A 24,835-nucleotide genomic window follows, 5' to 3' on the forward strand; every position below is an offset into this window, starting at 1 on the left:
GATACCGGTTCGCGTGAAGAAAACGCGCCAAACGAAGAATCGAGAGCCTCGTTCCGATTCAATCGGAATGAGGTTCTAGTCGCGGATGCCGCCGTCGGTCTCGCGCGGCGCCTGGGCGATCTCCGCGGCGGCCAGGTCGCCGCCGGCCGCGAGCGGATCGGAAAGCCGCGCCTCCGCGGTCTCCCGGACATGGGCGGCGAGCGCCGGCATGCGCTCGATCAGGGCATGGAAGTCCTGCGCATCGAGCACCAGGAGCTTGGTCTTCCGCGTCGCCGTCACCGTGCCGGAGCGGCTGGTCCGCCGCAGCAGCGCGATCTCGCCGAAGAACGCGCCGTCGGAAAGCCGCACAAGCTGGCTCGGCAGGTCGATCTCGACCTCGCCCGCGGTGATGAAATACATCGATGACGCCGCATCGCCGCGCCGCACCAGCACCTCGCCGGCCTCGATGGTCTGCGACCGCAGCAAGCGCATGATGTCGGAAATATCGGCAGCGCCAAGATGTGAGAACAGCGGCACCCGCGCCAGCATGCCCCAGGTCACGACGAAGTCGCGGCGCCGGACCTCGTCGGCGAACGCGGTCGAGATGATCGCGACCGGCAGCGCGATCATCGCGAAGCCGACCACGATCGCGACCACCGTGACGGTCCGGCCGAGCGGCGTAATCGGGACGACGTCGCCGTAACCGACGGTGCCGAGCGTCACGATCGCCCACCACATCGCCTGCGGCATGGTGCCGAACTTGTCCGGCTGCACCCTGTGCTCGATGGCATAGAGCAGCGAGGCAAACAGCAGCACGGCGCCGGTCAGGATCACCACGCAGCCGAACAGCGTGCGCCGCTCGGCATGTAGCGCCGCCAGCAGCGAGCGCATCGCGGTCGAGTAGCGCACCAGCTTGAGGAACGGCAGCATGCCGAACAGCACCAGCGCGGTCTTGTCGCCGATCGCAAGCGCGACGGCCGATGGCAGGAAGGCCAGCAGGTCGATCACGCCGAGCGCCGAGAAGGCGTATTCCAGCCGCGCCCGCGCCGGCGTCACGTCGCGCAGCGAGTGGCCGACCACGCTCCAGAGCCGCGCGGCATATTCCAGCGCGAAGGCGATGACCGCCGCGATCTCGATGGTCGTCAGCAGCCAGCCGAACTGCGCGTCGATCTCGGGCACGGAGGCAAGGATCGCCGCCAGCACATCGACGGCGATGATGGCGACGATGACCCGGGCAAACCGCAAGCCGCCCGAATGCGGCAGATCATCGCGTTCAAGCAGCTCGTAGAGACGGTCGCGCAGCCCGGGATCGCCGATCGTGGGCTTGAGCGGAGCCGTCGCCACGATCAGCCTCTCCGTCAGGCGCCGGCCATCGCTTGCTCGATCGCCGACAGCGCGGCGTCGGCCTTGGCGCCGTCGGGCCCGCCGGCCTGCGCCATGTCGGGCCGGCCGCCGCCGCCCTTGCCGCCGAGCACCTCGGAGCCCTTGCGCACGAGCTCGACCGCGTTGAACCGCGCGGTCAGATCGGCGGTGACGCCGACCACGATGCCGGCCTTGCCGTCCTCGGTGACGCCGACGATCGCGACCACGCCCGAGCCGATTTGCTTCTTGCCGTCGTCGACGAGACTCTTGAGATCCTTGGTCTCGACGCCCTCGACCGCGCGCGCCAGCAGCTTGACATTGCCGACCTCGCGAACGGCCGAGGCGGCGCCGTTCGACGCACCGCCGCCGCCCATCGCGAGCTTCTTGCGGGCGTCGGACAAATCGCGCTCGAGCTTCTTGCGCTCTTCCATCAGCGCGGCGATGCGCGCCGGCACGTCGTCGATCGTGGTGCGCAGCTCCAGCGCCGCGGTCTTGGCCAGCGCGATGGTGTCGTTGGCGTGCTTGCGCGCGTGATGCCCGGTCAGCGCCTCGATGCGGCGCACGCCGGACGCCACCGCGCCCTCGCTGGTCACCGAGATCATGCCGATGTCACCGGTGCGGCGGACATGGGTGCCGCCGCAGAGCTCGACCGACCAGCCAAGCGCGTTCTGGCCGTGATCGCGGGCGCCCTTGCCCATCGACACGACGCGGACCTCGTCGCCGTACTTCTCGCCGAACAGCGCGCGGGCGCCGGCCTCGCGGGCATCGTCGACGCCCATGACCCGGGTGGTGACCTCGTCATTCTCCAGCACGACGTCGTTGGCGATGTCCTCGATCCGGGCGAGCTCTTCCGGCGTGATCTGCTTCGGATGCACGAAGTCGAAGCGCAGCCGGTCCGGCGTGACCAGCGAGCCGCGCTGCGCGATGTGATCGCCGAGCACCTGGCGCAGCGCCTCGTGCAGCAGATGCGTCGCCGAATGGTTGGCGCGGATCGACGAGCGCCTGGTGTGATCGACCTTGAGCTGCAATGTGGTGCCGACGCCGAGCGTGCCCTGCTCCACCGTGCCGAGATGCACGAACAGATCGCCGGCCTTCTTCTGCGTGTCGGTGACGCGGAACTTGACGCCCTCGCCGGTCAGCACGCCGGTGTCGCCGACCTGGCCGCCGGACTCGCCGTAGAACGGGGTCTGGTTCAGCACGATCGCGCCGCTCTCGCCGGCCTTCAGGCTCTCGACCTCGGCGCCGTCCTTGATCAGCGCCGTCACCGCGCCTTCCGCGCTCTCGGTTTCGTAGCCGAGGAATTCGGTCGCGCCGAGCTTCTCGCGCAGCGGGAACCAGATCGCCTCGCTCGCCGCCTCGCCCGAACCTGCCCAGGAGGCACGCGCCTTCACGCGCTGCCGCTCCATCGCGTCGGTGAACGACGCCTGGTCGACGTTGATGCCGCGCGACTTCAGCGCGTCCTGCGTCAGATCGAGCGGGAAGCCGTAGGTGTCGTACAGCGTGAACGCGGTGTCGCCGTCGAACATGTCGCCCTTCTTGAGGCCGGCGCTCTTCTCGTCGAGGATCGACAGGCCGCGCGCCAGCGTCTTGCGGAAGCGCGTCTCCTCCAGCCGCAGCGTCTCCTCGATCAGCTTCTCCGCACGGACCAGATCCGGATAGGCCTGACCCATCTCGCGGACGAGCGCCCAGACCAGGCGATGCATCAGCGGCTCGCTCGCGCCCAAGAGCTGTGCATGGCGCATCGCGCGGCGCATGATCCGGCGCAGCACATAACCGCGGCCCTCGTTCGACGGCAGCACGCCGTCGGTGATCAGGAACGCCGACGAGCGCAGATGGTCCGCGATCACCCGATACGACCCAACGTTCTGCTCGTTCGGACCGTGCCCGAGGGTAGACGCGGCGGCATCGATCAGATTGCGGAACAGATCGGTCTCGAACACGCTCTCGACGCCCTGCAGGATGCAGGCCATGCGCTCGAGCCCCATGCCGGTGTCGATCGAGGGACGCGGCAGCGCTACGCGCTCCTCCTTCGTCACCTGCTCGTACTGCATGAACACCAGGTTCCAGAATTCGAGGAAGCGATCACCATCCTCCTCCGGGCTGCCCGGAGGTCCGCCCCAGATGTGCTCGCCGCGGTCGATGAAGATTTCGGAGCACGGACCGCACGGACCGGTATCGCCCATCGCCCAGAAATTGTCCGAGGTCGGGATGCGGATGATGCGGTCGTCCGAGAAGCCCGCGATCTTCTTCCAGTAGCCGGCCGCCTCGTCGTCGGTGTGGTAGACGGTGACCAGCAGCTTGTCCTTCTTCAGCCCGAAATCCTTCGTGATCAGATTCCAGGCGAGCTCGACCGCGCGCTCCTTGAAGTAATCGCCGAACGAGAAGTTGCCGAGCATCTCGAAGAAGGTGAGATGGCGCGCGGTGTAGCCGACATTGTCGAGGTCGTTATGCTTGCCGCCGGCGCGCACACACTTCTGCGACGTCGTGGCACGCTGATAGCCGCGCTTCTCGACGCCGGTGAAGACGTTCTTGAACTGCACCATGCCGGCATTGGTGAACATCAAGGTCGGGTCGTTGCGCGGAACCAGCGGCGACGAGGCCACGATCTCGTGCCCGTTCTCCTTGAAGAAGTTCAGAAATGTCGACCTGATGTCGTTGACGCTGCTCATGTTCATCCAATCGGAAAAGGGGCCGGCCAGCCGCAAAAAGGCGTCATTTTCCGGCCGAACGCTTTTAGACATTGCTAGCTGCGGTGTCCAGAAACTGTGCAGGCGGATCATGGGCTTGCCGCGGCAGCACAAAGCCCATTGGATAGTTGCTGCAGCTGCGTTGACAGTCTTGGTGGCGCCGTGTTTTCTACCTACCTATACCTAGTCACGTCGGGAGAGACCGGCTTACCGCCGGCGCCGAAGGAGCAACCGCCCCGGAAACTCTCAGGCAAAAGGACCGCGTGACGTCTGACATCTGGAAAGAGACGCTGGGGTTCGCCCCGATGCGTCCGCCGACGGGATAATACTCTCAGGCACAGCGACAGATGGGGCTTTCTGCAGGTTTCTCAAGGGGAAATAGGTCCCCGGCGGGAACCGCGAGGGCCCTGTGATGCTTGCGCGCGAAACCTCCCCGCTGAAACAGACCCCGCTGCACGCGTTGCACCTTGCGCGCGGCGCCAAGATGGTGCCGTTCGCCGGCTACGACATGCCGGTGCAATACGCGGCCGGCGTGCTGAAGGAGCACCTGCACACCCGCAAGGAAGCCGGCCTGTTCGATGTGTCGCACATGGGCCAGCTCGTGCTGAAGGCCAAATCCGGCAAGGTCGCGGATGCCGCGCGCGCGCTGGAAAAACTGGTGCCGCAAGACATCGTCGGCATCGCGCCGGGACGGCAGCGCTACGCCCAATTCACCAACAATGACGGCGGCCTGCTCGACGACCTGATGGTGGCGAATTTCGGCGATCACCTGTTCCTCGTGGTCAACGCCGCCTGCAAGGCCGAGGACGAGGCGCATCTGCGTGCGAATCTCTCCGACGCCTGCGAGATCGTCTCGCTGGCCGACCGCGCGCTGATCGCGCTGCAGGGCCCGAAAGCCGAATCGGCGCTGGCGAAATTTTGCGCAGACGTCAGCTCGATGAAATTCATGGACGCCGGTCCGCGCCGCGTCGGCGACGTCGACTGCTTCGTCTCGCGCTCCGGCTATACCGGCGAGGACGGCTTTGAGATTTCCGTGCCCGCAGACAAGGTGGAAGCCCTGGTCACCGCGCTGCTCGACAATCCCGACGTGCTGCCGATCGGACTCGGCGCGCGCGACAGCCTGCGGCTCGAAGCCGGGCTGTGCCTTTATGGCCATGACATCGACACCACGACGACGCCGGTCGAAAGCGCGCTGGAATGGTCGGTGCAGAAGGTTCGCCGCAGCGGCGGCGCCCGCGCCGGCGGCTTCCCCGGCGCCGACAAGATTCTCGCGCAATTCACCGATGGCGCCGCGCGCCGGCGGGTCGGCCTGAAGCCCGACGGCCGCGCACCGGTGCGCGAAGGCGCCGCACTGTTCGCCGATGCCAGCTCGACCGAGCAGATCGGCAAGGTGACCTCGGGCGGCTTCGGCCCGAGCCTTAATGCGCCGGTCGCGATGGGCTATCTGCCTACCGCCCTTTCCGCCGTCGGCACCATCGTTTTCGCCGAAGTGCGCGGCCAGCGGCTGCCGCTGAAAGTCGCCGCTACGCCCTTCGTCCCCAATACCTACAAACGCTAAACGCCAAAGGATCGATCCCCATGACGACGCTGTACACGTCCGACCACGAATGGCTCCGCATCGAGGGTGACGTCGCCACGATCGGGATCACCGACTATGCGCAGTCGCAGCTCGGCGACGTCGTGTTCGTCGAACTGCCCAAGGTCGGTCGCAGCCTGAAGAAGGCCGAAGCCGCCGCCGTGGTCGAATCCGTCAAGGCCGCCTCCGACGTCTACGCACCGATCAGCGGCGAGGTGGTCGAGGTCAACGACGCGCTCGCCGCCGAGCCCGCGCTGGTCAATTCGGACGCCGGCGGCAAGGCCTGGTTCTTCAAGCTGAAGATTGCCGACAAGGGCGAGCTCGGCGGCCTGATGGACGAGGCCGCCTACGCCGCGCACACCGCCTGAGAGAATGAAGCAGATTGCGACCACACCCCCACTGTCATCGCCCGGCTTGACCGGGCGACCCAGTACGCCGCGGCCATTCGGCTTAATCACTGATGTCCCGGCGTACTGGATACCCCGCTTTCGCGGGGTATGACGGCTGATAACGAGGACCACGTCATGAACGCGCCCTTCAAGCCGATCAATGAAGCCGCCACCGATTTCGTCCGCCGCCACATCGGACCATCGCCGCGCGACGTCAACGCGATGCTGGAGACGGTCGGCGCCGCAAGCCTGCAGGCGCTGATGAACGAGACGCTGCCGGCGTCGATCCGGCAGAAGGCGCCGCTCGATCTCGGCCGGGCGCTGAGCGAGACCGAGGCGCTCGCGCATATGAGCGAGCTCGCCGCGCAGAACCAGGTGTTCACCTCGCTGATCGGCCAGGGCTATTCCGGCACCATCCTGCCCGCGGTGATCCAGCGCAACATTCTGGAGAACCCAGCCTGGTACACCGCCTATACGCCGTACCAGCCGGAGATCAGCCAGGGCCGGCTCGAGGCGCTGTTCAACTTCCAGACCATGATCTGCGATCTGACCGGGCTCGACGTCGCCAACGCCTCGCTGCTCGACGAGGCGACCGCCGCGGCGGAAGCGATGGCGCTCGCCGAGCGCCACTCGCAGGTCAAGGCGAAGGTGTTCTTCGTCGACAAGGAGGTGCATCCGCAGACGCTCGCGGTGATGCGCACGCGCGCAGCACCCTTGGGCTGGGCGCTGGTGGTCGGCGATCCCCTGACCGAGATCGACAACGCCGATGTGCTCGGCGCGCTGCTGCAATATCCGGGCACATCGGGCGCGGTACGCGACCTTAAGCCTGCGATCGCGTCGCTGCGCGCCAAGGGCGCGCTGGCGATCGTCGCGGCGGACCTGCTGTCGCTGACGCTGCTCGCCTCGCCGGGCGAGCTCGGCGCCGACATCGCGATCGGCTCGGCACAGCGCTTTGGTGTGCCGATGGGTTATGGCGGGCCGCACGCCGCCTATATGGCGGTGCGCGACACGCTGAAGCGCTCGCTGCCCGGCCGCATCGTCGGCCTCTCGGTGGATTCGCGCGGTGCGCCGGCCTACCGCCTCGCGCTGCAAACCCGCGAGCAGCATATCCGCCGCGAGAAGGCGACCTCGAACATCTGCACCGCGCAGGTGCTGCTCGCCGTGATCGCCTCGATGTATGCGGTCTATCACGGCCCCGAGGGCCTGACCCATATCGCACGCAGCGTGCATCGCCGCGCCACCGTGCTTGCCGCCGGCCTGCGCAAGCTCGGCTTTGCGCCGACCAGCGAAGCGTTCTTCGATACCGTGACGGTCGAGGCAGGTAGCAAGCAGATCGAGCTCGTCACCCGCGCGCAGGCGGAGCGGATCAATCTGCGCATCGGCGCGACCACGCTCGGCATCGCGCTCGACGAGACCTCGACGCCGGAGACCGTCGAGGCGGTGTGGCGCGTGTTCGGCGGCAAGCTCAGCTATGCCGAGATCGAGGCCGGCGCGCACGAGGCGCTGCCGAAGGAGCTGCGGCGCACCAGCGCCTTCCTCAGCCATCCGGTGTTCAACACGCATCGTTCGGAGACCGAGTTGCTGCGCTACATGCGCAAGCTCAGCGATCGTGACCTCGCGCTCGACCGCGCGATGATCCCGCTCGGCTCCTGCACGATGAAGCTCAACGCCACCACCGAGATGATCCCGCTGACCTGGCCGGCGTTCGGCAACCTGCATCCGTTCGCGCCGGCGGATCAGGCCAAGGGCTATCACGCGCTATTCAAGCGGCTGGAGCAATGGCTGTGCGACATCACCGGCTATGACGCGGTCTCGCTGCAGCCGAATTCCGGCGCGCAGGGCGAATATGCCGGACTGCTGGCGATCCGCGGCTATCACCTCGCGCGCGGCGAACCGCACCGCAAGGTGTGCCTGATCCCCTCCTCCGCGCACGGCACCAATCCGGCTTCGGCCGCGATGGTCGGCATGGAGGTCGTGGTGGTGGCGTGCGATGCGCGCGGCGACGTCGACGTCAATGATCTCCGCTCCAAGGCGGAGAAGCACTCCGCCAACCTTGCCGCGGTCATGATCACCTATCCGTCGACCCATGGCGTGTTCGAGGAGCACATCCGCGAGATCTGCGACATCGTGCATGCCCATGGCGGCCAGGTCTATCTCGACGGCGCCAACATGAACGCGCAGGTCGGGCTGTCGCGGCCCGGCGACTACGGCGCCGATGTCAGCCATCTCAACCTGCACAAGACCTTCTGCATTCCGCATGGCGGCGGCGGCCCCGGCATGGGCCCGATCGGCGTGAAGGCGCATCTTGCGCCTTATCTGCCGGGCCATCCCGCAACCGACGGAGCGACGGCGCATGCGATCGGCCCGGTGTCGGCCGCGCCGTTCGGCTCGGCGTCGATCCTGACCATCTCCTACATCTACATCCTGATGATGGGGGGCGAAGGCCTGACGCGGGCGACCGAGATCGCGATCCTCAATGCCAACTACATCGCCGCACGGCTGCAGCCGCACTTCCCGGTGCTGTACCGCAACGAGCGCGGCCGCGTTGCGCATGAGTGCATCGTCGATCCGCGGCCGCTGAAGACGACCAGCGGCGTCACCGTCGACGACATCGCCAAGCGGCTGATCGATTACGGCTTCCACGCGCCGACCATGAGCTTCCCGGTGGCGGGCACGCTGATGATCGAACCGACGGAATCGGAATCGAAGTTCGAGATCGACCGCTTCTGTGACGCCATGATCGCGATCCGGGACGAGATCGCGGAGATCGAAAAGGGCCGCTGGAAGGTCGAGGCTTCGCCGCTGCGCCACGCGCCGCATACCGTGCACGACATCGCCGACGATGCCTGGAACCGGGCCTACACCCGCGCCGAGGGCTGCTTCCCGGCCGGCGTGTCGCGGTCCGACAAATACTGGAGCCCGGTCGGCCGCGTCGACAACGTCTATGGCGACCGCAACCTGGTGTGCTCATGCCCGCCGGTCGAGGATTATGCGCAGGCGGCGGAGTAAGAGCACCATTGTTGCAGCTACGTCGTGCTGCGTCTCTGACGCGTGATTCACTCGGTGTCATTCCGGGGCTCGCGAAGCGAGAACCCGGAATCTCGATCCACGACTTCCGGATTCCGGATTCGCGACTGCGTCGCGCCCCGGAATGACGGAATGGTCCGCCCCGCGGCAGGAGGAAACATGCGCGAGGAATTCTGGTTCCATTTCCCGTTTCGCGTCCGCTATTCGGAGGTCGACGCGCAGGCCGTGGTGTTCAACGCCCACTACCTGACCTACTTCGATACGGCCATCACCGAATATTTCCGCGCGCTCGGCTACGACTATCTCGGCGAGGTGGCGCGGACCGGCATCGACTTCCACACCGTGAAGTCGGTGGTCGAATACAAGGCGCCGATCCGGTTCGACGAGGACATCGAGGTCTGCGTCCGCGTCGCGCGGATCGGCCGCTCCTCGATCAATCTTGCGCTCGCGATCTTCGCCAAAGGCTCCGACGACCTGCGCGCCACCGGCGAGATCATCTGGGTCGCGACCGACCAGAAGACCCACCAATCGGTCTCCGTGACCGAAGACTTGCGGGCGCTGATCGCGAGCCGGGAAAAGGCGCTGGGGTAGAGATCAGAACGTCGCGTGCTGGCGTCGCTCGAACAAGCCTTACGCAGCGACGAGAGTGCGGCTCTTGGCGTCCCAGCGCCATAGCCGCTCATTGGTCAGCTCCGTTCCGCCCCACCAGCGGTGGATCGGATTGTACTGGCTGAAATCGAGCTCGCCATCCAGCACTTCCTGGCCGAAATCGGTCACCGATAACCGACTGTGCATTCGTTCTTGCCGGGCCTTCCAATCATCCGCTCCTTGGAGCTCTGCCGGGAATCCAGCGAGGACCGGCGATCGACAACAGGCGAGCCCATCCAGCATCAGGTCTGCTTGCTCAAAATCGAACACGCCGCGTTCCCTGTTCAGCACACTCGAAAGCACCCCCGGCTTGGTCTCGCCTTCGGCGACGAGCTCCAGCATCCGCAGCTCGGTCGCGCCAAGGCCGGTTTCTCGCCCGGGAAGCTCTTCGAGCAGAGCGATGAGAGCCGCCCGGAGCTGCGGCATGGCGGACAGATCCTGCATGAGAAGGTCGAAGCAAGGCTGCGGTGTGGACGCGCGATAGGCATTCCAGGCGCGGCCGGCGAGCGTCAGACGCTCATCGGTCACCGTGAGTTTCGGCAATCTCCATTGTGCCAGGCTTGCACTTCCGTGCGCGACAGCCTCGACGTCCGTCTGGACCACCACGAGCTTCGACAGGATATGCCGATGCGGCCGCAGGACGTCGAGCAGCCAGAGCAGGACCAGTTGATCGTTCGGCCGCGGATCGGCCCAGAGCTCGATGCTGTCGCAGCGCTCACAGAATTCGAGCAGGCTGAGAGAATTGTCGCCCACTGGGGCCACGTATTTCGATTGGACGAGGTCGAGCCAATGCGCGCCGCGGCTGCGATGTCTAGCGGAGCGCTCTTCCAGAGAACTCACAAGCGCGGCCTGAGACGGCAAGGCTCCGCCAACAAAGCGCGGCGTGAGTCCAACGACGACGTCCGCGCGGGCCGCCCGCCTGAGCATCGTGCCCGCAAGATCGCTCGTCGCCAGGATCAGACGTGTCATAGCGCTCGAACCTCCGCAGTCTACGTCTTGCTCAGCGCCGGATTCCAGCGCCGGAGATTGTCGCTGGTGAGGTGCGTGCCGCCCCACCAGCGATTGACCGGATTGTGGTCGGTGAAGTCCGCCTTGTGGGCAAGCACCGCCTTGCCAAACTCCGTCACCGACAAGCGGCTTCGCTGGAAGGCCTCCAGGCGACGTCGCGCATTATCCGGGTCGATGGAGCGCAAGCCATCGTCGAGCCCGGCAATCGCCGGTCGCGGTCCATGCGCAAGGCCTTCGAGCAGCCTACCGATTTCCATGTCGTTAAAGACGCCACGCTGGCGAAAGCCGCGGAGGTAGAACAGCGCGTTCGTCGCCATGAACCCGGCGGCGACCAGTTCAAGCAACCGCATCTCGGTCGCGCCCAGTCCGGATCGGCTCCATGGCAGCTCACGAAGCAGATCAAGCAGCGCCGGCCTCAGCAAGGGAAACGCGCTCAGGTCGCGATGAACCGCATCGAAACAGGCCTCCGGCGTTGTCGCGCGGTACGCCTGCCAACATCCGCTTGCGATCTCAAGGTCCGCGGATCGGATGTTGGCAAGCGGTACCTGGTCCCAGCTACGCCACGTCTCGTGCATCGTCAGCAGATCGAATGCGACCAGCCGCAACTTCAACTTGGCCGCCATCGCCGGATAAGCCCGGAAATGATCGAGCAACCAGATGAGCTGCAGTTGATTATGTGGATCCGGATCGAACCAAAGCTCGATCACCTCGTAAGGCTCGCAAAATTCGTTCAGTGCGAGGTGCCTACGTGCCCGGGCATCCTGAGGCCGCTGGCCCCACGCGCACCAGTGCGACCAGTGTCCGACTGGATTCTTGTCCGACCGCGACCCGAAATACGCCTCGAGTTCTCCTGGCGACGGCAGCGGTCCACCGACAAAGCGAAAGGCAGATGTAATCGCGACTTCGGCAAACCCCGAACGTGTCAGGCTGAGGCCGGACGGACTGGTCAGGATCAGGCGTTTCATCGACCCAACTCTCTCGACGACACACAAAACCAAACGGGCGCCGAAGACGTCGGCAACTCAACGTCCTCAGCGCCCGCTTGCAGCGAAGTCATGTGATCGTTTGAGCATGATCTCCGCGCAAACGCGTTCCGCGTTTGTCGCGAGGGAAAACCGCTGCGCACTTTTCCGGATCATGCCGGAGACTTACTCCTCCGTCGGCTCCTCGCCCTCGGCGTCGCGTTCGGGCGTGCCGGCGAGGATCTGCTCGGAGATCAGGCCGGAGTTCTGCCGGATCGCGGCTTCGATCTTGGCGGTGATGTCGGGATTCGACTTCAGGAACGCCTTGGAATTCTCGCGACCCTGGCCGAGCCGCTGGCTGTCATAGGAGAACCAGGCGCCGGACTTCTCGACGATGCCGGCCTTGACGCCGAGGTCGAGGATCTCGCCCATCTTGGAGACGCCCTCGCCATACATGATGTCGAACTCGACCTGCTTGAAGGGCGGCGCCAGCTTGTTCTTCACCACCTTGACGCGGGTGGTGTTGCCGACGACTTCGTCGCGCTCCTTGATAGCGCCGATGCGGCGGATGTCGAGACGAACCGAGGCATAAAACTTCAGCGCGTTGCCGCCGGTGGTGGTCTCCGGCGAGCCGTACATCACGCCGATCTTCATGCGGATCTGGTTGATGAAGATCACCATGGTGTGGGACTTGTTGATCGAGGCGGTCAGCTTGCGCAGCGCCTGGCTCATCAGGCGGGCCTGCAGGCCCGGCAGCGCATCGCCCATCTCGCCCTCGAGTTCGGCCTTCGGCACCAGCGCCGCAACCGAATCGACCACCAGCACGTCGACCGCGCCGGAGCGCACCAGCGTGTCGCAGATCTCCAGCGCCTGCTCGCCGGTGTCCGGCTGCGAGATCAAGAGCTCGTCGATGTTGACGCCGAGCTTGCGCGCATAGACCGGGTCGAGCGCGTGTTCAGCGTCGATGAAGGCGCAGATGCCGCCCTTCTTCTGGCCTTCCGCCACGGTGTGCAGCGCCAGCGTGGTCTTGCCCGAGGATTCCGGCCCGTAGATTTCGACGACGCGTCCCTTCGGCAGACCGCCGACGCCGAGCGCAATATCGAGCCCGAGCGACCCCGACGACACCGTCTCGACATCCATCGAACGGTCGTTCTTGCCGAGCTTCATCACCGAGCCCTTGCCGAACTGGCGCTCGATCTGGGAGAGCGCGGCTGAGAGGGCCTTGGACTTGTCCATGGAGGATCCTTCGACGATACGCAGTGCGGTGGCGGACATTTGGGATGTGCTCCTTATGGCGGGGATTCGCTAGCGGGAAAACGGGCGACGAGATCGGGTGGAATACGTTGCTGATTGGAACCTCGTACCACGTTTGTTCTACGTTCGCAATATGTTCTTTCGAACAGATCGGTACTGTCCGTATTTAAGTCCCCGTATCCTAGTTTGATTTTTGGGGTGTCCTTGTTCGGATTAAGCGAACGGAAACCGTAGCTTGGCCGGTGTTCTCAGTAGGACTACCGAGGCGACCCATCGGATGTTCTATCCCCGTCCCGCCTTTGACCGAGATCAGGGAATTTAATCTTGAGAGAACGAACCGGGGGCAACGGAACGTGATACGATATCATCATCACCGGCCAAGGCTTTGCCCGTAGGCGTCGGTGGCTGAGAGACCAACAGCGCTCCCGCCTGCATAGGAAGGGAGCGCGGCCATGCCGAACCATTCCACAATAGCGCACCGCGAGATGCAGCTTCGCCATCTGGAGCAAGCCGAGCGGCACATTGCTCAAGGCGAACGACACATCGCCGAGCAAGAGGGACTGATCGAGCACCTTGCCAATCACGGGCACGATCTAGCGGAAGCGAAGAAGCTTCTGGATAACTTCTACTCATGCCAGGTTTTGCACGTTCAGCACCGCGACCGAATCCGCAGAGAGCTGGGAGAGTAAAGGGCCACCTCAGTTGACGGCCTATTCTCATCTAGCGCACGATTAATTTCCTAGCGTGGCACAAACTGCACTTTGTTTTGGTGGTCATCCCGAGTTAGATTCCAACCTCACGCAGAGGTTGTGTCATGACCAGTGACCTACTTTTTAGAGCGGGCATTGTGGTGCTGGGGCTGTGCCCCATTGCTATCGCTGCGATTGCAATACTCATGTGAGAAAGCGGCCGCCTCACTTGGCGGCCTCTTTCATTACGGGCCCTTCCCGTCGAATCGCTGCGACATATGACGCGAATCCGGTCGCGTGAATGAGGTGCTGAAGGGCTCTCGACATCGCGGCAGTCGAGAAGCGGCGCTATCTCGCAGGTCAGCTTGAACTATGAAGCCCGGCGCGAGCCGGGATTTTTCTTGGCCCAAAGAACGGCCCCAGCGAGGGGGTACACGCTGAGGCCAAGGCGGTTGGATCATCCATGAGATGACAGGCTCATCACATAAACAGGGCGCCTATGCCTACGATGAGCGCTACGAACGATATCGCCGCCAACGCCATGAAGCCGTACTCGACGCCGTCGTGGTGACTGAGCCTGAACATACAGAGAGCTTGCGCCACGGTCTTCGTGTCCGCATTAAAGTAGGCATGTCAGCGATAGCGCCCTAATTGCGGTTCCAGGCTTAACTTAAGCGAAGATTTTTGAAACGATTCCCTCGATGCCGCTTTTATTGCTCATGCAACAGGCGACCGAAGTTCATCTAGTCCGAGTGACGACCGATGACGGCGAGGTCCAAATCTGGCTCGCCGCGACCTCGCGCGAAGAAGCCGTTGACCGAGTGCTGGATGCAATCCCGGAGGGATGGGCTGTTAGCCTCATTCAGCGACAGCTGGCCGCCGATCACATCCCAATTCTCAACATGGCGGCCGGAGAAGTGCGCCGGCATCAGGTGTCCTGAAGAAACGGCCCCAGCGCGTTGGAACGAACGCTGAGGCCGCCTCACCGGGCCGCTACTGGGCAGGGACCGCTCCGAGTGTTGCGGCCCCAGCCGAACTGGATCCTACATAAACAAACGGCCCCAGCACCCCGACAGGGAGGCTGAGGCCGAGGAGCGCCCGTGGGGTAGGGAAAGATTCTGGACACCCCCACCTCAAGCTAGAACCACTCCATGGCGCGGAAAGGGGCATTTGCATAAGTGAATGAGTGTCCTGATTTCCCCAAGCGAGTGTCCTAACTAGGACAGCACCAACAGACCGGTGCCGGCCTGTTTCCATCCACATGGCCTGCTTTGATTTTTCGAGTGGCCGGCTTGGCTTTAACCCCGTCGTAACCAAGGGTTAGCCGATGTTCTCGGTAGGACTACTGAGAAGACCCTCAGATGTTCTGGCCCCATAATTTCCTGCGGGTCGCGATCTGTTCTCGCGGAATGTTTACTGGAACAATTGACCCGGCAGTGCCCTTATTTGGGGGCCCCCAGCCAGACAGGTAGCCCCCCGACTGCTGGAGGAAAACCCGCCTCCGGGACGGGTTGGCGGCCCCCTGTCGGGGCCGTTTAAAATTCCGTAGTTCTCCGGCCAAGAACAAAGTTCCGGCCATGCGACGCGCCTTGCGCCCGAAGTTCCCCTGATAATCAACCAGTTAACCTGACAGGCGCGACGGCGTCCGATAGCGGTTGGCACAATCTGCATACTACCTTCGTACCCCTCCTGAGCCCTGGAAAAACTCCGTAGCGTTCGGCGGAAGACTCGGGTTCCGCCAGTGTTCGTAACATTGGCCTGCTCAACCAACGCGAATTGCGCGTCGCCGGGCAGGCAACACAGCTGGCGACCGTTCCGTGGCGACGCTGCCGGCGGACGAATCCTTTCCGGAATCCACAAGGACGGCTCGAACGGGCGCGGCCTTTCACACGATCTTTTTAGGGTGCTGATCATTACTACAACTAGTGGTTTAAACATCGACGACCGCCTTCCTTCGCGGAACCGTTACAGATGATCCACAGGGGCATCGAGTTCAGCGTCACCCAGCTGATGGCCGGCGTCTGGAAATGGCGCTTCCAGATCGGCGATCGCGTCTTCACGGGCAAGACCGAAGCAAAGCTCGATCTTCTGGCAATCCGCCGCGTGCAACTGCGGATCGATCGGGAGCTGAACAATCTGGGGCGGGAACGGACCCGCGACAGCAATGGGGACTGAGGCACAGTCTATCGTGCACGCTCCGGTGCCCTGACGCGCTGGCCCGCGCGCTTGCCGAGCTTCGGTTCTAATTAAAATTAGAACACACGAACCGGCGTCCACTTCGCTCGGAAACCCTTCAGTCCGCGCTTGCCAGCCGCCGCATCGTGAACTCGATGTCGCCGCCGGGGAGCTCACGCCAGCTCTCGACGGCGCTCATATAGGCCGCCTTCGGGTAGCGCTTGAGAAAGTCACGTGCCCTCACGCGGGCCTGATCGCGTGGCAGGCTGAAGGTCTCGCGCAGATAGCCGTCATCCGGCTTTCGCCGCTCGGCCATCCGGCTGGCGAGATCGCGCGGACGAGACACCATGCCGCAACTCCGGACCAACTGACGACACCCCCAATATAGGGGTGGCGGCGGGAGAATCCGAGTCGGAGGGAGGCGGACGAGGTCGCCCCGAACGGGCGTTACTGGCTGCGCGGCGCGGCGTTGCCGGGCTGCGCGGAGCTTCCGGTCTTGGTCTTCGGCTTGGCGGGATGGGCGGCCGCCTTCGGCGGATCGCTGCGCACGACGCCCCAGGGATCGGACGATCCCTTGGCGTCGGGAATCTTGCTGAGCGAATCCTTGTAGGCCTTGTCCCTGACCGCGTCCTGATCCTTCTCGTCCTGGGTCTTGGTCTTGACCTCAGGCATCAGGTTGACATTCGGCATCTGCGCATAGGCCGGCGCCGACAGCAGCACCGCAACCGCGACTGCGCACAAAACTCTCATGAGAACACTCCCTGCATTTTCGTCGGCGGTATATCACCGCAACAAAGCCGTCGCCAAGCGTGTGTGGCCAAGCGCGCCCGCCCCGGCCCTGGATCATGATGCGTTTCCACGGAATCGCATCATGATCTCATCTCTTTTTTTGAGCATGATCTTTTCGGAAAACCGGTTTCCACTTTTCCGGATCATGCTCTAGAGATGGTCTGACTTGCAGGATTTCGGCGACTGCATCCAGTCGTCCCAGATCGGACCGCAGCGCGTGCAACCGCTGAGCGCAAGCCCGATCACAACCACGCCGCCCAGCAACACCAACCTGCGGAACATGTACGCCCCCACCACTCGCGAGGGGGCGATTGGGCGCCGAAACTGGGGCATTTTCAAGCCGGACACGCCCCTTGCAGCGCAGCGCAAGCGCGTCGGACGGCTGCCGGCGCGCACTGGTTTGACCGGGCGGCCGCGCAAATTACAGTGCGCAACAAAGCAGAAAAGGAATCGATCAAATGACTTTGGCGATGAGCTGGGACGAGTGGACGCAGCACGACGGGACGGCGCTCGCAGCGCGCGTCCGGAACGGCGAGCTGACGCCCCGTGAGCTGGCGTCGCAGGCGGCCAGCGCCGTCGCCAAGGTCGATCCCGCGCTCTCGGGCGTGGTCGAGCTGTTCGACGACGTGATAGCCGATCCCGCACGCGACGGCGCCGACCTCAACGGCCCGTTCGCCGGCCTGCCCTTCCTGATGAAGGACCTCGGCCCCACCTTGAAGGGACGGCTGCAGGAGATGGGCTCGCTGATGATGCGCGGCAATCGCGCTGCAGCCGACACCTTCCTGACGGCGAAGCTGCGCAAGGCCGGCCTCAATCTGATCGGCCGCACCACGACGCCGGAGTTCGGGGTGTGCAGCTCGGCGGAAAATCCCGCAGTCTATGTCACGCGCAATCCCTGGAACACCGACTACACCACCTGCGGCTCGTCGGCCGGCAGCGCGGCGATGGTCGCCGCCGGCGCCGTGCCGATCGCGCATGCGACCGACGGCGGCGGCTCGATCCGCATTCCCGCCGGGGTCAACGGCAATATCGGCCTGAAAGTCTCGCGCGGCGTGTTCTCGCTCGCGCCGCATCTGTCCGACCTCACTGGCCTCGTCTCGATTCAGGGCTGCCAATCGCGCACGGTGCGCGACACCGCTGTTTTCGTCGATGCCTGCCGGGGACCTGCGCCCGGCGAGTTCATGCCGTTCTGGACGGCGCCCGAGCCATATGCCGCGATGATCGCGCGCGATCCCGGCCGGCTCAGAATCGCGCTGTCGCACACATGGGGCGACTATCGCGCGACGCCGCACATCACAGCCGAGCTCGAGCGGGTCGGACGTTTCCTCGAAGGCCTCGGCCATCAGGTCGATTACGCACTGCCGACGATCGACTATCGGGAAGCCTTCGCGGCGCAGACCACCTGCTACATCAGCAATTTCGCCGTCGTGATCGGCAACATGCTCGCCGCGCGCGGGCTGGAGCGGCCGCCGGCGGAGCTGATCGAGCCGATCAACATCCGCATCTGGGAGCATGGCCGCGACTTCAGCTTCGCCGATCGCGCACGCATGCAGGCCTTCTTCAACGCCACCTCCCGCGGCTTCGGCACCTTCTTCGAGGACTGGGACATCATCCTGACGCCGATCACGGCACTGCCGACGCCGAAGGTCGGCACCACGGAGTATCTCACCATCAGCGACAATCCGTCGGTGCTGGACTGGTTCGGCAATCTCTGGCGCAACTTCGCCTTCACGCCGCTCGCCAATCTCTGCGGCATCCCCGCGATCTCGCTGCCGCTCGCGACCAACGAGCACGGCCTGCCGCTCGGCATCCACGCGATCGGAAAGCAAGCGAGTGACGGGCTGTTGCTGCAGCTCGCCGCCCAGATCGAACGGGCGATCGACGGCAAGTGGAATGCGGGCAACACGCCGGCCGTGCATGTCACGCGCAACTAGTACCCGGAATCCGGGATTCGTGAGACACAATCGTCATTGCGAGCGAAGCGAAGCAATCCATCTGCCCGCATATGCGGAGGCATGGATTGCTTCGTCGCTGTCGCTCCTCGCGATGACAACCGAATGCGATTCACATTACAGCGATACTGAGTACTAGAAGACGAGCATCAACAGAGGGAACGGGACGTCATGCAGAAGGCCGGGGAATTCGGGATCGACGACGCGAAACGTGTGCTCGGCGACGTCTTTGCGCCATGGGTACAGGACCTCAATCTCTCGATCGAGCAGTTCGACATCGCAGCCCCCGCAGGCGGCGATGCCGACTGGCAGCCCGGCGCCATCCTGCGCATGCCGTTTTCCGAGCGGCTGTGCCGCAATGGCGGCATCGTCTGCGGCCAGGCGCTGATGGCATTCGCCGACACCGCGATGGTGCTGGCCAATCTCGCCGCCAACAAAGGCTACCGGCCGATGACGACGGTCGACCAGACCACGCATTTCATGCGCGCGGTGACGGCATCCGACGTGCTGGCCGACGCCCGCGTGGTCCGGCTCGGCCGCACCATGAGCTTCGGCCGCGTCACGCTGCTCTCCGCCACCGACAACAAACCGGTGGCGATGGTGTCGAGCGCGTTCGCGATGCTGCCCGGATAGGACTCTTGCATCACAACCGGTCTATCTAATCCTGAGAGGATGTGAATGTATGGCGGAGGAGCGGCACCAAACATTCAGTGTCGTCCCGGCCGAGTGCGCGGTTGCGCACGGAGCCGGGACCCATAACCACCGAAGACCATCGTTGCGCAGGGCTGCGGCCACAGCCTTCCTCAACAATTAAACCCTGTGGTTATGCAGCGGACGAAGGTTGTCGGTGCTCTCGATGGATCGCGAGTTTGGCTTTCGCATATTGGAAGTTATGGAGCAAATGCAGCCGATCTTCTAGGAATACGGCGGCACGTCGACCAGCGTGCCGATCAAACGCAGCAGAGCTTGATGCTCTGGTCCGTTGACGTCCTTCCGCAAGAACTCCCCCAGCTCAACGTGCGAAAGTCGGCCGCCGGACGGCGCATTCGGCTGATGGATGATAAAGGCATTCCCGTTGGTCGGCTCGCGCCCAAGGAACCATGCATCTCCATTCGGACTGCGATACAGTTCTCTTCTGTCGGACATGTAGCTGCTCCTCCTTTTGCCGCGAGCGTTTGCGCACGCGACACCCGTCAACTCACTCGTTTTCACTCTCGCTAAGTTCTCGCTCTGCCCGCAGCCAGAACTCAAGATCACGGCCACTGGGCCGGCCGTTCTGTTCCCAAAGTTCGTGGGCGCGGGCTCGAACTTCCTGCTTGGACCGCCGGGCGGCTATAAGCCGTCGCAGGCCCTCGGTCAGCTCGTCGACAAATGCCTTGAGCCGCTGATAGGTCGTTTGGTCGCTTATGCCGGACGCAAGCCGGTTGGCTCGTTCCAACTGGCGCTCCAAGGCCTGGCGATCACTGCGCGGGCTCATAGCCACCTCCGCCAAAGTAAGGCGGCTGCAGCCAAATCGTTCATTCTGAGCCACCAAGACCGCTCCATGAGGTGGGCCCGCGAAGCTCCTGCTGCAGCGCGAGAGGAACTGCAGGGTCAACTGAGAGTCGATTCCAGATACGCGGTGGCGACTGCGACGTCTCGATGGATCGCTAGTTGCCGGCAAGGAGGAAGGGAAATGGCTTACACCCATGAGACGAGGCGCCCTACCGCGGCTCAGCGCGAGGCCCAAAAGGCATTTCGGGACGCCGAGGCCAAGGCCGCGATGCCAGAATATGAACGCGCTCAAATCGCGTTTCATGCGAATCGTGAACGATTGAAGGCGGAGCGGCTGGCGCGCGAGTTGGCGGCTAGCGACGAAGTCGCGTGCAAGAGGGGATCGTCTGCTCCTCGCGCCAGGCGGAAGGGCAATATCAAAGGAGTGAGACGGGATTAAACGGCTCAGTGCGAGAGGTCTTCTAGGACGTTCGCAGATGATGCAAATGAGCTTGCCTTATCGGGACTGGCAGCTCGCGGTCGCCCTCCGAGCGCCACCGCGGATCCGGCGGCTCCGTCATAACTTCGCTTCAGATCACAACGCATTTGTCGATTGAAAGTCATAGCCGGCGTCGAAGGAGACCCTCTCATCTGGGGGGCGCTCATGAATTCGGCCAGATTTGTCTCCGACGACCATTGAAGGTATTGACCACCCGCAGAGACAAGCGTTCCCGCGATGAGAATCTGAATCATCATCGTGGCAGCAGTTGCGAAGCTTTCTCGACCATTCAGCAATAACATTGCGGCCTCCCGGCACCTAGTGCCGTGGCGAAACACTCTTACACCCCTGAATGCGCAAGAACCCGCTTCAAACGCCGCCAATTAGCAATGCAGGCCAGCTAACTTTGAGGCGGCCTATTATTATTATCATTTCTGGGCGAGACCGCGGAATGCTCAGCAATCCACTTCGCCGCGTCGTGCTCGGTGACAAAGCCCTTAATTACTTCTGTTTCGCCATCAGGCCAGAGAACATCAACACCCCAGCCGCTTCCGGGATTTTTCCGTGCCAGGAACGTTGGTTGCTGTTCGAACATTCGCTGACTATGCGCCTTTGGCCGCTAGTAACAAGCCAGCTACCCTGTCGCATCAGCAGAAAGCACGGCATTCGCAAGCGCATAGGATACCCTCGCCTCATGGGATGGAAGTCAACTCCGCAGACGAGAAGAAGAAGCCGAACGATCACCGAGGGCACAATCCATTCCGAGATGCGAAACGGCGACAGTGCCGCTCCCGCGAGGCTTTCGGCGGGGGCGTACGTGCCCCTCAGTCACCGGTCGGTGCGCGTTGAGAAGGCGGCGATTGAACAACCCTACGCTCTCGCTACGCCATTAGCGAGCAGTAGAACGCCTTGTTGCGAAATCATCGGCTTCTGAAAGTGATCGAAGCAATCGCCCATTGATGAGGGCGCTGCAGGCGCTCTGGCTGATCACGGATCGGCTGATCGCGGATCGGCGCCTTTGTTAGATGATTGTATTCCTAAGGTTCCTCAATATCGCGGCGCGCAGGCCGCAAACGCTTCGATATACCGCGGGACATTGGCCATGACCGCTACGGAAGAACAGTCGCGACCTGCAGTATCGACGGTGTTTGGGAACGCCTGCCTCGCCCCAAACCTGTTAGCCACCGGACCGCTTAAAAAAGGGATCCACGGACGTAGCTAATCGGTCCGCAACTTGCGTGACGGCCGGCGTGGACTGCCTTTCGAGAGGCAGCGAGCCGAGAGAGTTCACGACCAGTCCAGTACAGGCGACAAGAATAGCTATCGCAATTGCAGCGAGCTTTTCGAGACTCATGGCGGTGATCCGTCTCTTCAACGCCCCACGAACCAACTCGGCAATCTCAGAAGTGGTTCCGTGTGCTGTTCGTGTGTCAATTGGGCCGTGGCTAAAGCGTCAATGATCGCACCCCGAGTTCCTCGTCCGAATGGAACATCGCGTCGCGATCGGAGATCAAGGGAACGAAAGCGCCCGCGAGGATTTTAAGCAACATGAGACCGTCGCTCGCCGGTACCAATCCGGCGCATGTCGCGGGATAGCCAAAGGTCGCTGCGAAAGACCCGCTGCTCTCAAGCGCTCGCGCAGATAGCCAAAAGCGGCGGTCTCCGGTTTCATTTAGACTAGCCAGTCGGGGTCGCAAGCGGCAAGAGCTACGAGAGGGGCAGGCGCTAGTCTCCGATGCGCTTTCTCACCCGAACGAGGCTTCGTGATGCCGAACCGCCTGGACATAGATCGCACACACAGCCGAGCAATTGTTCGAGAAATCGGGGAGAGACTGCGCACGTACCTGAAACCAGAGCCGGAACTACCGGGGAGTTTTAGAACACAAATCAACCGGCTCCGGGAATTGGAAGAGCCGTCACCATCAATCATTCCGGCCGCCGAGCGTTGGGACAAGCCTCGCCGGTGAGGCGCCTTGGGACTATGGCTCGGCCGAACATGGACGAGCAATGCCATCGGTGTAACGGCGCGTGTCAAAAATCTTGAGTGAGTATGGTGAGGCGCAATCCCAAATAGCCGGAAAAAACTTCGTCCTTACCGAGGGAGCAGCAAATCCCTTCAGAACATTCCAATAAAGATGAAGAAACCGACCTCGGTCAGGAAGGTAACGCTCATAATCGCAACTATTAGGAAAGTGTCGCCCGCTGACAGTGGGATCATGACATGCCTCGCATCTTGCGAAGCCCCGAAGCCTCCAAACGCTAATTCGCCGAAGGTCAGTATGTTTCGGTTACGCGCGAGATGCGAATGGCGCTGGTAGCCATCGTTCCACTCGGGAGTGCGGTTCAAATGCCGAGACAGCACCTGATCAGGTTCAGCCCGGAACTCCGTTCACGGTCGGAGAATTACGGAAGAAGCCCTTATCCTTCCGGTGCTGGGTGCAACTCGCGCTCTGTGCAGGTGCGCGATCTTTTCGTCAAACTCAGCGCACTTGTCACACATCCCGTCTCCACACACGCTATGTATCTGCCGAAAAAACAAAGAGGCCGCCAAACTGAGGCGGCCTTTACAAGGCAGACACCAAAAGGACGACGGACGCGATCAACGTTGCCGTACTGAGGGTCACTACGACAAGGGCTTGTTCAGTGTGTGCTTGTAGTTCTCTGTCATCCATTGCCGCCAACTCGGGTTCGCGCGGCTTGTTCCTAGATGCCCCTGCTGCCAGAGGCTCAGGAACTCTCGCCTGATCCAGCCGCTCGAGGGCTCGGAACAGACGAGCCGCGATTAGTCCGGCGAACAACGCAACGATTGTCTTTTCATATTATCCCTCGGTCCTTCCGCTTGAAAATAAACCCGCATCTTGTGCGGTATTTCGCACCATGGTTGAACATTGTTTTGCGCTGTGAGGGCCGATCAGCTGAAGGTCGCCTTCGGGTCTTGGCCGTGTAAAAACGGCTTCAAAGGGCGCTGGTCCGGAAGACAGGAACCGCGCCTGTCTCAGGCCGCGATCGCAACGATCAGTGGCTTGGTCCCGACGATGTTCATGACCCGTGTCAGATTATAGGCCAAGACCGAGAGTGCCATCTCAGCCGCTACTTTTGGGACCGTTTTGGTGAGGAAGTGTGTCGCCCCCATGCGGGCCTTCATCGTGCCGAACGGATGCTCAACTGTTTCTCGACGTTGACGCATGGCTTGTGGGTTCGCATCAAGGCGCTGCTGCACAGCTCGATACGGCAGCCGCTCCCCAGCTGGGCAGCGATAGGCGTCCTCCTCTGGCAAATACGCAAAGTCCTGCTTGCCGAAGCGTCCCTCCGACTTGGCGCTCGACGTCAACGGCTTGGGCAGAGTTACCGTGATGCCTGCTTCATGGCACGCAAGGATCTCCGAGCTGTTGAAGTAGCCGCGATCGGCCACAGCCTCGAGCGTCTCGGTCTGGAGAACGGCCTTCGCCTGCTTGGCCATATTGGCCAGTTGCGCCCGATCTGAGCCACTGTTCGTGACCTCGTGCGCCACAATCAGATGGTGCTCGGTATCCACGGCGACCTGCACATTGTAGCCGACAACGCCGGAGCCGCGACCGCTCGTCGCCATCGAGCGGCTGTCGGGATCGGTCAGCGAGATTTGCTGATCTGGCGAAGCAAGCATCTGCTTCTCGTAGGCAGCAAGCTTGCCCATTTCCTCCTTCAGCTTCGTCAGCTTCTCGGTAAGCCTCGTCACCTTGTCCGCCAGCGCCTCGCTCGGCTCCTGTCGGTCGACCGTGTCAAGTTGGCTTAGATAGCGCGCGACGCTCTCCTCCAGCTGCGCACGCCGCCGTTCCACCTTCGCTCGCGTGAAGTTCCTGTCCCGGTTGTTCACGGCCTTGAACTTGCTGCCATCAATGGCGACGCTCGCCGTCGCCAGCAGACCCATCTCTCGGCAGAGTTCGACGAAGCGCGCACATACCTTGCGCAGTGCCAGGCCGTTGTCCTTGCGGAAGTCCGCAATGGTCTTGTGATCGGGAGCGAGTCGGCCCAGCAGCCACATCACCTCGACATTGCGCCCGGCCTCTCGTTCCAGCCGCCGGCTGGATTGCACCCTGTTCAAATAGCCGTAAATGTAAAGCTTGAGGAGCACCGAAGGGTGATACGACGGCCGACCAGTCGCCGCAGGCTCCACCCCCTTAAAGCTCATCCCGGCCAAATCGAGCACCTCGACAAATGCGTCGATCACCCGCACAGGGTTGCTCTCGTCAATGAAATCATCGAGGCATTCGGGCAACAGCGTCCGCTGCCCACGGTCCGCCTCTTCAACGAAGCGCCTCATCGATTCCCCCAAAGAATCAGAGGAGAATCATAGCAGCAGCCCAGCGTTTTCACACAGCCAGGGTCA

Annotated in this window: 20 protein-coding genes and 1 riboswitch; of the genes, 9 read left to right on the plus strand and 11 right to left on the minus strand. The window is 63.1% G+C overall.

Going from position 1 to position 24,835, the window contains the following annotated elements; translation table 11 throughout:
- Positions 1 to 75: 75 nt before the first annotated feature.
- Together J6525_RS29615 and alaS are read right to left on the minus strand one after the other, a co-directional pair.
- Complete coding sequence (locus tag J6525_RS29615) at positions 76 to 1,326, minus strand: cyclic nucleotide-gated ion channel (RefSeq protein ID WP_225647296.1); 1,251 nt, start codon at positions 1,324 to 1,326, stop codon at positions 76 to 78.
- An 11-nt stretch (positions 1,327 to 1,337) separates the two neighbouring features.
- Entirely contained in the window at positions 1,338 to 4,010 is a 2,673-nt protein-coding gene (gene alaS, locus J6525_RS29620; RefSeq protein WP_225647272.1) for an alanine--tRNA ligase, read from the minus strand.
- Between the two features lie 201 nt (positions 4,011 to 4,211).
- Positions 4,212 to 4,299: riboswitch (glycine riboswitch) on the plus strand.
- 141 nt (positions 4,300 to 4,440) lie between these two features.
- Here alaS and gcvT point away from each other — a divergent pair.
- The 4 genes from gcvT (at position 4,441) to J6525_RS29640 (ending at position 9,611) form a co-directional block, all read left to right on the plus strand.
- Positions 4,441 to 5,586, plus strand: coding sequence for a glycine cleavage system aminomethyltransferase GcvT (gcvT, locus tag J6525_RS29625; RefSeq protein ID WP_225647273.1), 1,146 nt, complete (start codon positions 4,441 to 4,443; stop codon positions 5,584 to 5,586).
- A gap of 20 nt (positions 5,587 to 5,606) precedes the next feature.
- On the plus strand, positions 5,607 to 5,972 hold the full coding sequence (gene gcvH, locus J6525_RS29630; protein WP_057018368.1) for a glycine cleavage system protein GcvH: 366 nt from the start codon (positions 5,607 to 5,609) through the stop codon (positions 5,970 to 5,972).
- Between the two features lie 156 nt (positions 5,973 to 6,128).
- The gene (gene gcvP / locus J6525_RS29635) at positions 6,129 to 9,002 is read left to right on the plus strand and encodes an aminomethyl-transferring glycine dehydrogenase (protein ID WP_225647274.1); all 2,874 of its coding nucleotides are present in this window, start codon (positions 6,129 to 6,131) and stop codon (positions 9,000 to 9,002) included.
- Positions 9,003 to 9,179: 177 nt separating this feature from the next.
- Positions 9,180 to 9,611 carry an acyl-CoA thioesterase gene (locus J6525_RS29640; protein ID WP_225647275.1) on the plus strand — a complete coding sequence of 144 codons (432 nt, stop codon included), beginning with the start codon at positions 9,180 to 9,182 and terminating at the stop codon, positions 9,609 to 9,611.
- Between the two features lie 39 nt (positions 9,612 to 9,650).
- Here the strand turns inward: J6525_RS29640 and J6525_RS29645 are convergent, their stop codons facing one another.
- From J6525_RS29645 to recA, 3 genes are all read right to left on the minus strand, one after another.
- Complete coding sequence (locus J6525_RS29645) at positions 9,651 to 10,637, minus strand: hypothetical protein (protein WP_225647277.1); 987 nt, start codon at positions 10,635 to 10,637, stop codon at positions 9,651 to 9,653.
- Positions 10,638 to 10,657: 20 nt separating this feature from the next.
- On the minus strand, positions 10,658 to 11,641 hold the full coding sequence (locus J6525_RS29650) for a hypothetical protein (protein WP_225647279.1): 984 nt from the start codon (positions 11,639 to 11,641) through the stop codon (positions 10,658 to 10,660).
- A gap of 183 nt (positions 11,642 to 11,824) precedes the next feature.
- Complete coding sequence (gene recA / locus J6525_RS29655) at positions 11,825 to 12,913, minus strand: recombinase RecA (protein WP_092090369.1); 1,089 nt, start codon at positions 12,911 to 12,913, stop codon at positions 11,825 to 11,827.
- A 431-nt stretch (positions 12,914 to 13,344) separates the two neighbouring features.
- On the opposite strand from recA, the gene J6525_RS29660 reads away from it, so the two are divergent.
- From J6525_RS29660 to J6525_RS29670, 3 genes are all read left to right on the plus strand, one after another.
- Positions 13,345 to 13,581, plus strand: a complete 237-nt coding sequence (locus J6525_RS29660; protein WP_063790118.1) for a hypothetical protein — start codon at positions 13,345 to 13,347, stop codon at positions 13,579 to 13,581.
- Positions 13,582 to 14,282: 701 nt separating this feature from the next.
- On the plus strand, positions 14,283 to 14,522 hold the full coding sequence (locus J6525_RS29665; protein ID WP_028337110.1) for a hypothetical protein: 240 nt from the start codon (positions 14,283 to 14,285) through the stop codon (positions 14,520 to 14,522).
- Between the two features lie 1,030 nt (positions 14,523 to 15,552).
- Entirely contained in the window at positions 15,553 to 15,756 is a 204-nt protein-coding gene (locus J6525_RS29670; protein WP_225647281.1) for a hypothetical protein, read from the plus strand.
- Between the two features lie 118 nt (positions 15,757 to 15,874).
- Here the strand turns inward: J6525_RS29670 and J6525_RS29675 are convergent, their stop codons facing one another.
- The 3 genes from J6525_RS29675 to J6525_RS29685 all read right to left on the minus strand — a co-directional run bounded on the left by J6525_RS29675 (position 15,875) and on the right by J6525_RS29685 (position 16,827).
- Positions 15,875 to 16,105 (minus strand): hypothetical protein, encoded by a 231-nt coding sequence (locus J6525_RS29675; RefSeq protein WP_016848527.1) that lies wholly within the window; start codon positions 16,103 to 16,105, stop codon positions 15,875 to 15,877.
- A 98-nt stretch (positions 16,106 to 16,203) separates the two neighbouring features.
- Positions 16,204 to 16,506 carry a hypothetical protein gene (locus tag J6525_RS29680; protein WP_225647283.1) on the minus strand — a complete coding sequence of 101 codons (303 nt, stop codon included), beginning with the start codon at positions 16,504 to 16,506 and terminating at the stop codon, positions 16,204 to 16,206.
- A gap of 189 nt (positions 16,507 to 16,695) precedes the next feature.
- Entirely contained in the window at positions 16,696 to 16,827 is a 132-nt protein-coding gene (locus J6525_RS29685; RefSeq protein ID WP_225647285.1) for a peptidylprolyl isomerase, read from the minus strand.
- Between the two features lie 176 nt (positions 16,828 to 17,003).
- Here J6525_RS29685 and J6525_RS29690 point away from each other — a divergent pair, with 176 nt between their 5' ends.
- Both J6525_RS29690 and J6525_RS29695 read left to right on the plus strand, forming a co-directional pair.
- On the plus strand, positions 17,004 to 18,479 hold the full coding sequence (locus J6525_RS29690) for an amidase (protein WP_225647286.1): 1,476 nt from the start codon (positions 17,004 to 17,006) through the stop codon (positions 18,477 to 18,479).
- Between the two features lie 189 nt (positions 18,480 to 18,668).
- On the plus strand, positions 18,669 to 19,130 hold the full coding sequence (locus J6525_RS29695) for a PaaI family thioesterase (protein WP_225647288.1): 462 nt from the start codon (positions 18,669 to 18,671) through the stop codon (positions 19,128 to 19,130).
- A gap of 282 nt (positions 19,131 to 19,412) precedes the next feature.
- Here J6525_RS29695 and J6525_RS29700 read toward each other — a convergent pair whose 3' ends face one another.
- The 3 genes from J6525_RS29700 to J6525_RS29715 all read right to left on the minus strand — a co-directional run bounded on the left by J6525_RS29700 (position 19,413) and on the right by J6525_RS29715 (position 24,769).
- A complete protein-coding gene (locus tag J6525_RS29700) occupies positions 19,413 to 19,643 on the minus strand; it encodes a hypothetical protein (RefSeq protein WP_225647290.1) in 231 nt (76 codons plus the stop codon).
- Between the two features lie 52 nt (positions 19,644 to 19,695).
- Positions 19,696 to 19,974, minus strand: a complete 279-nt coding sequence (locus J6525_RS29705) for a DUF2934 domain-containing protein (protein WP_225647291.1) — start codon at positions 19,972 to 19,974, stop codon at positions 19,696 to 19,698.
- 3,490 nt (positions 19,975 to 23,464) lie between these two features.
- Entirely contained in the window at positions 23,465 to 24,769 is a 1,305-nt protein-coding gene (locus tag J6525_RS29715) for an IS1182 family transposase (RefSeq protein WP_225647293.1), read from the minus strand.
- Positions 24,770 to 24,835: the final 66 nt, after the last annotated feature.

This window comes from Bradyrhizobium australafricanum (genome assembly GCF_020329495.1).
Classification (GTDB): Bacteria; Pseudomonadota; Alphaproteobacteria; order Rhizobiales; family Xanthobacteraceae; genus Bradyrhizobium; species Bradyrhizobium australafricanum.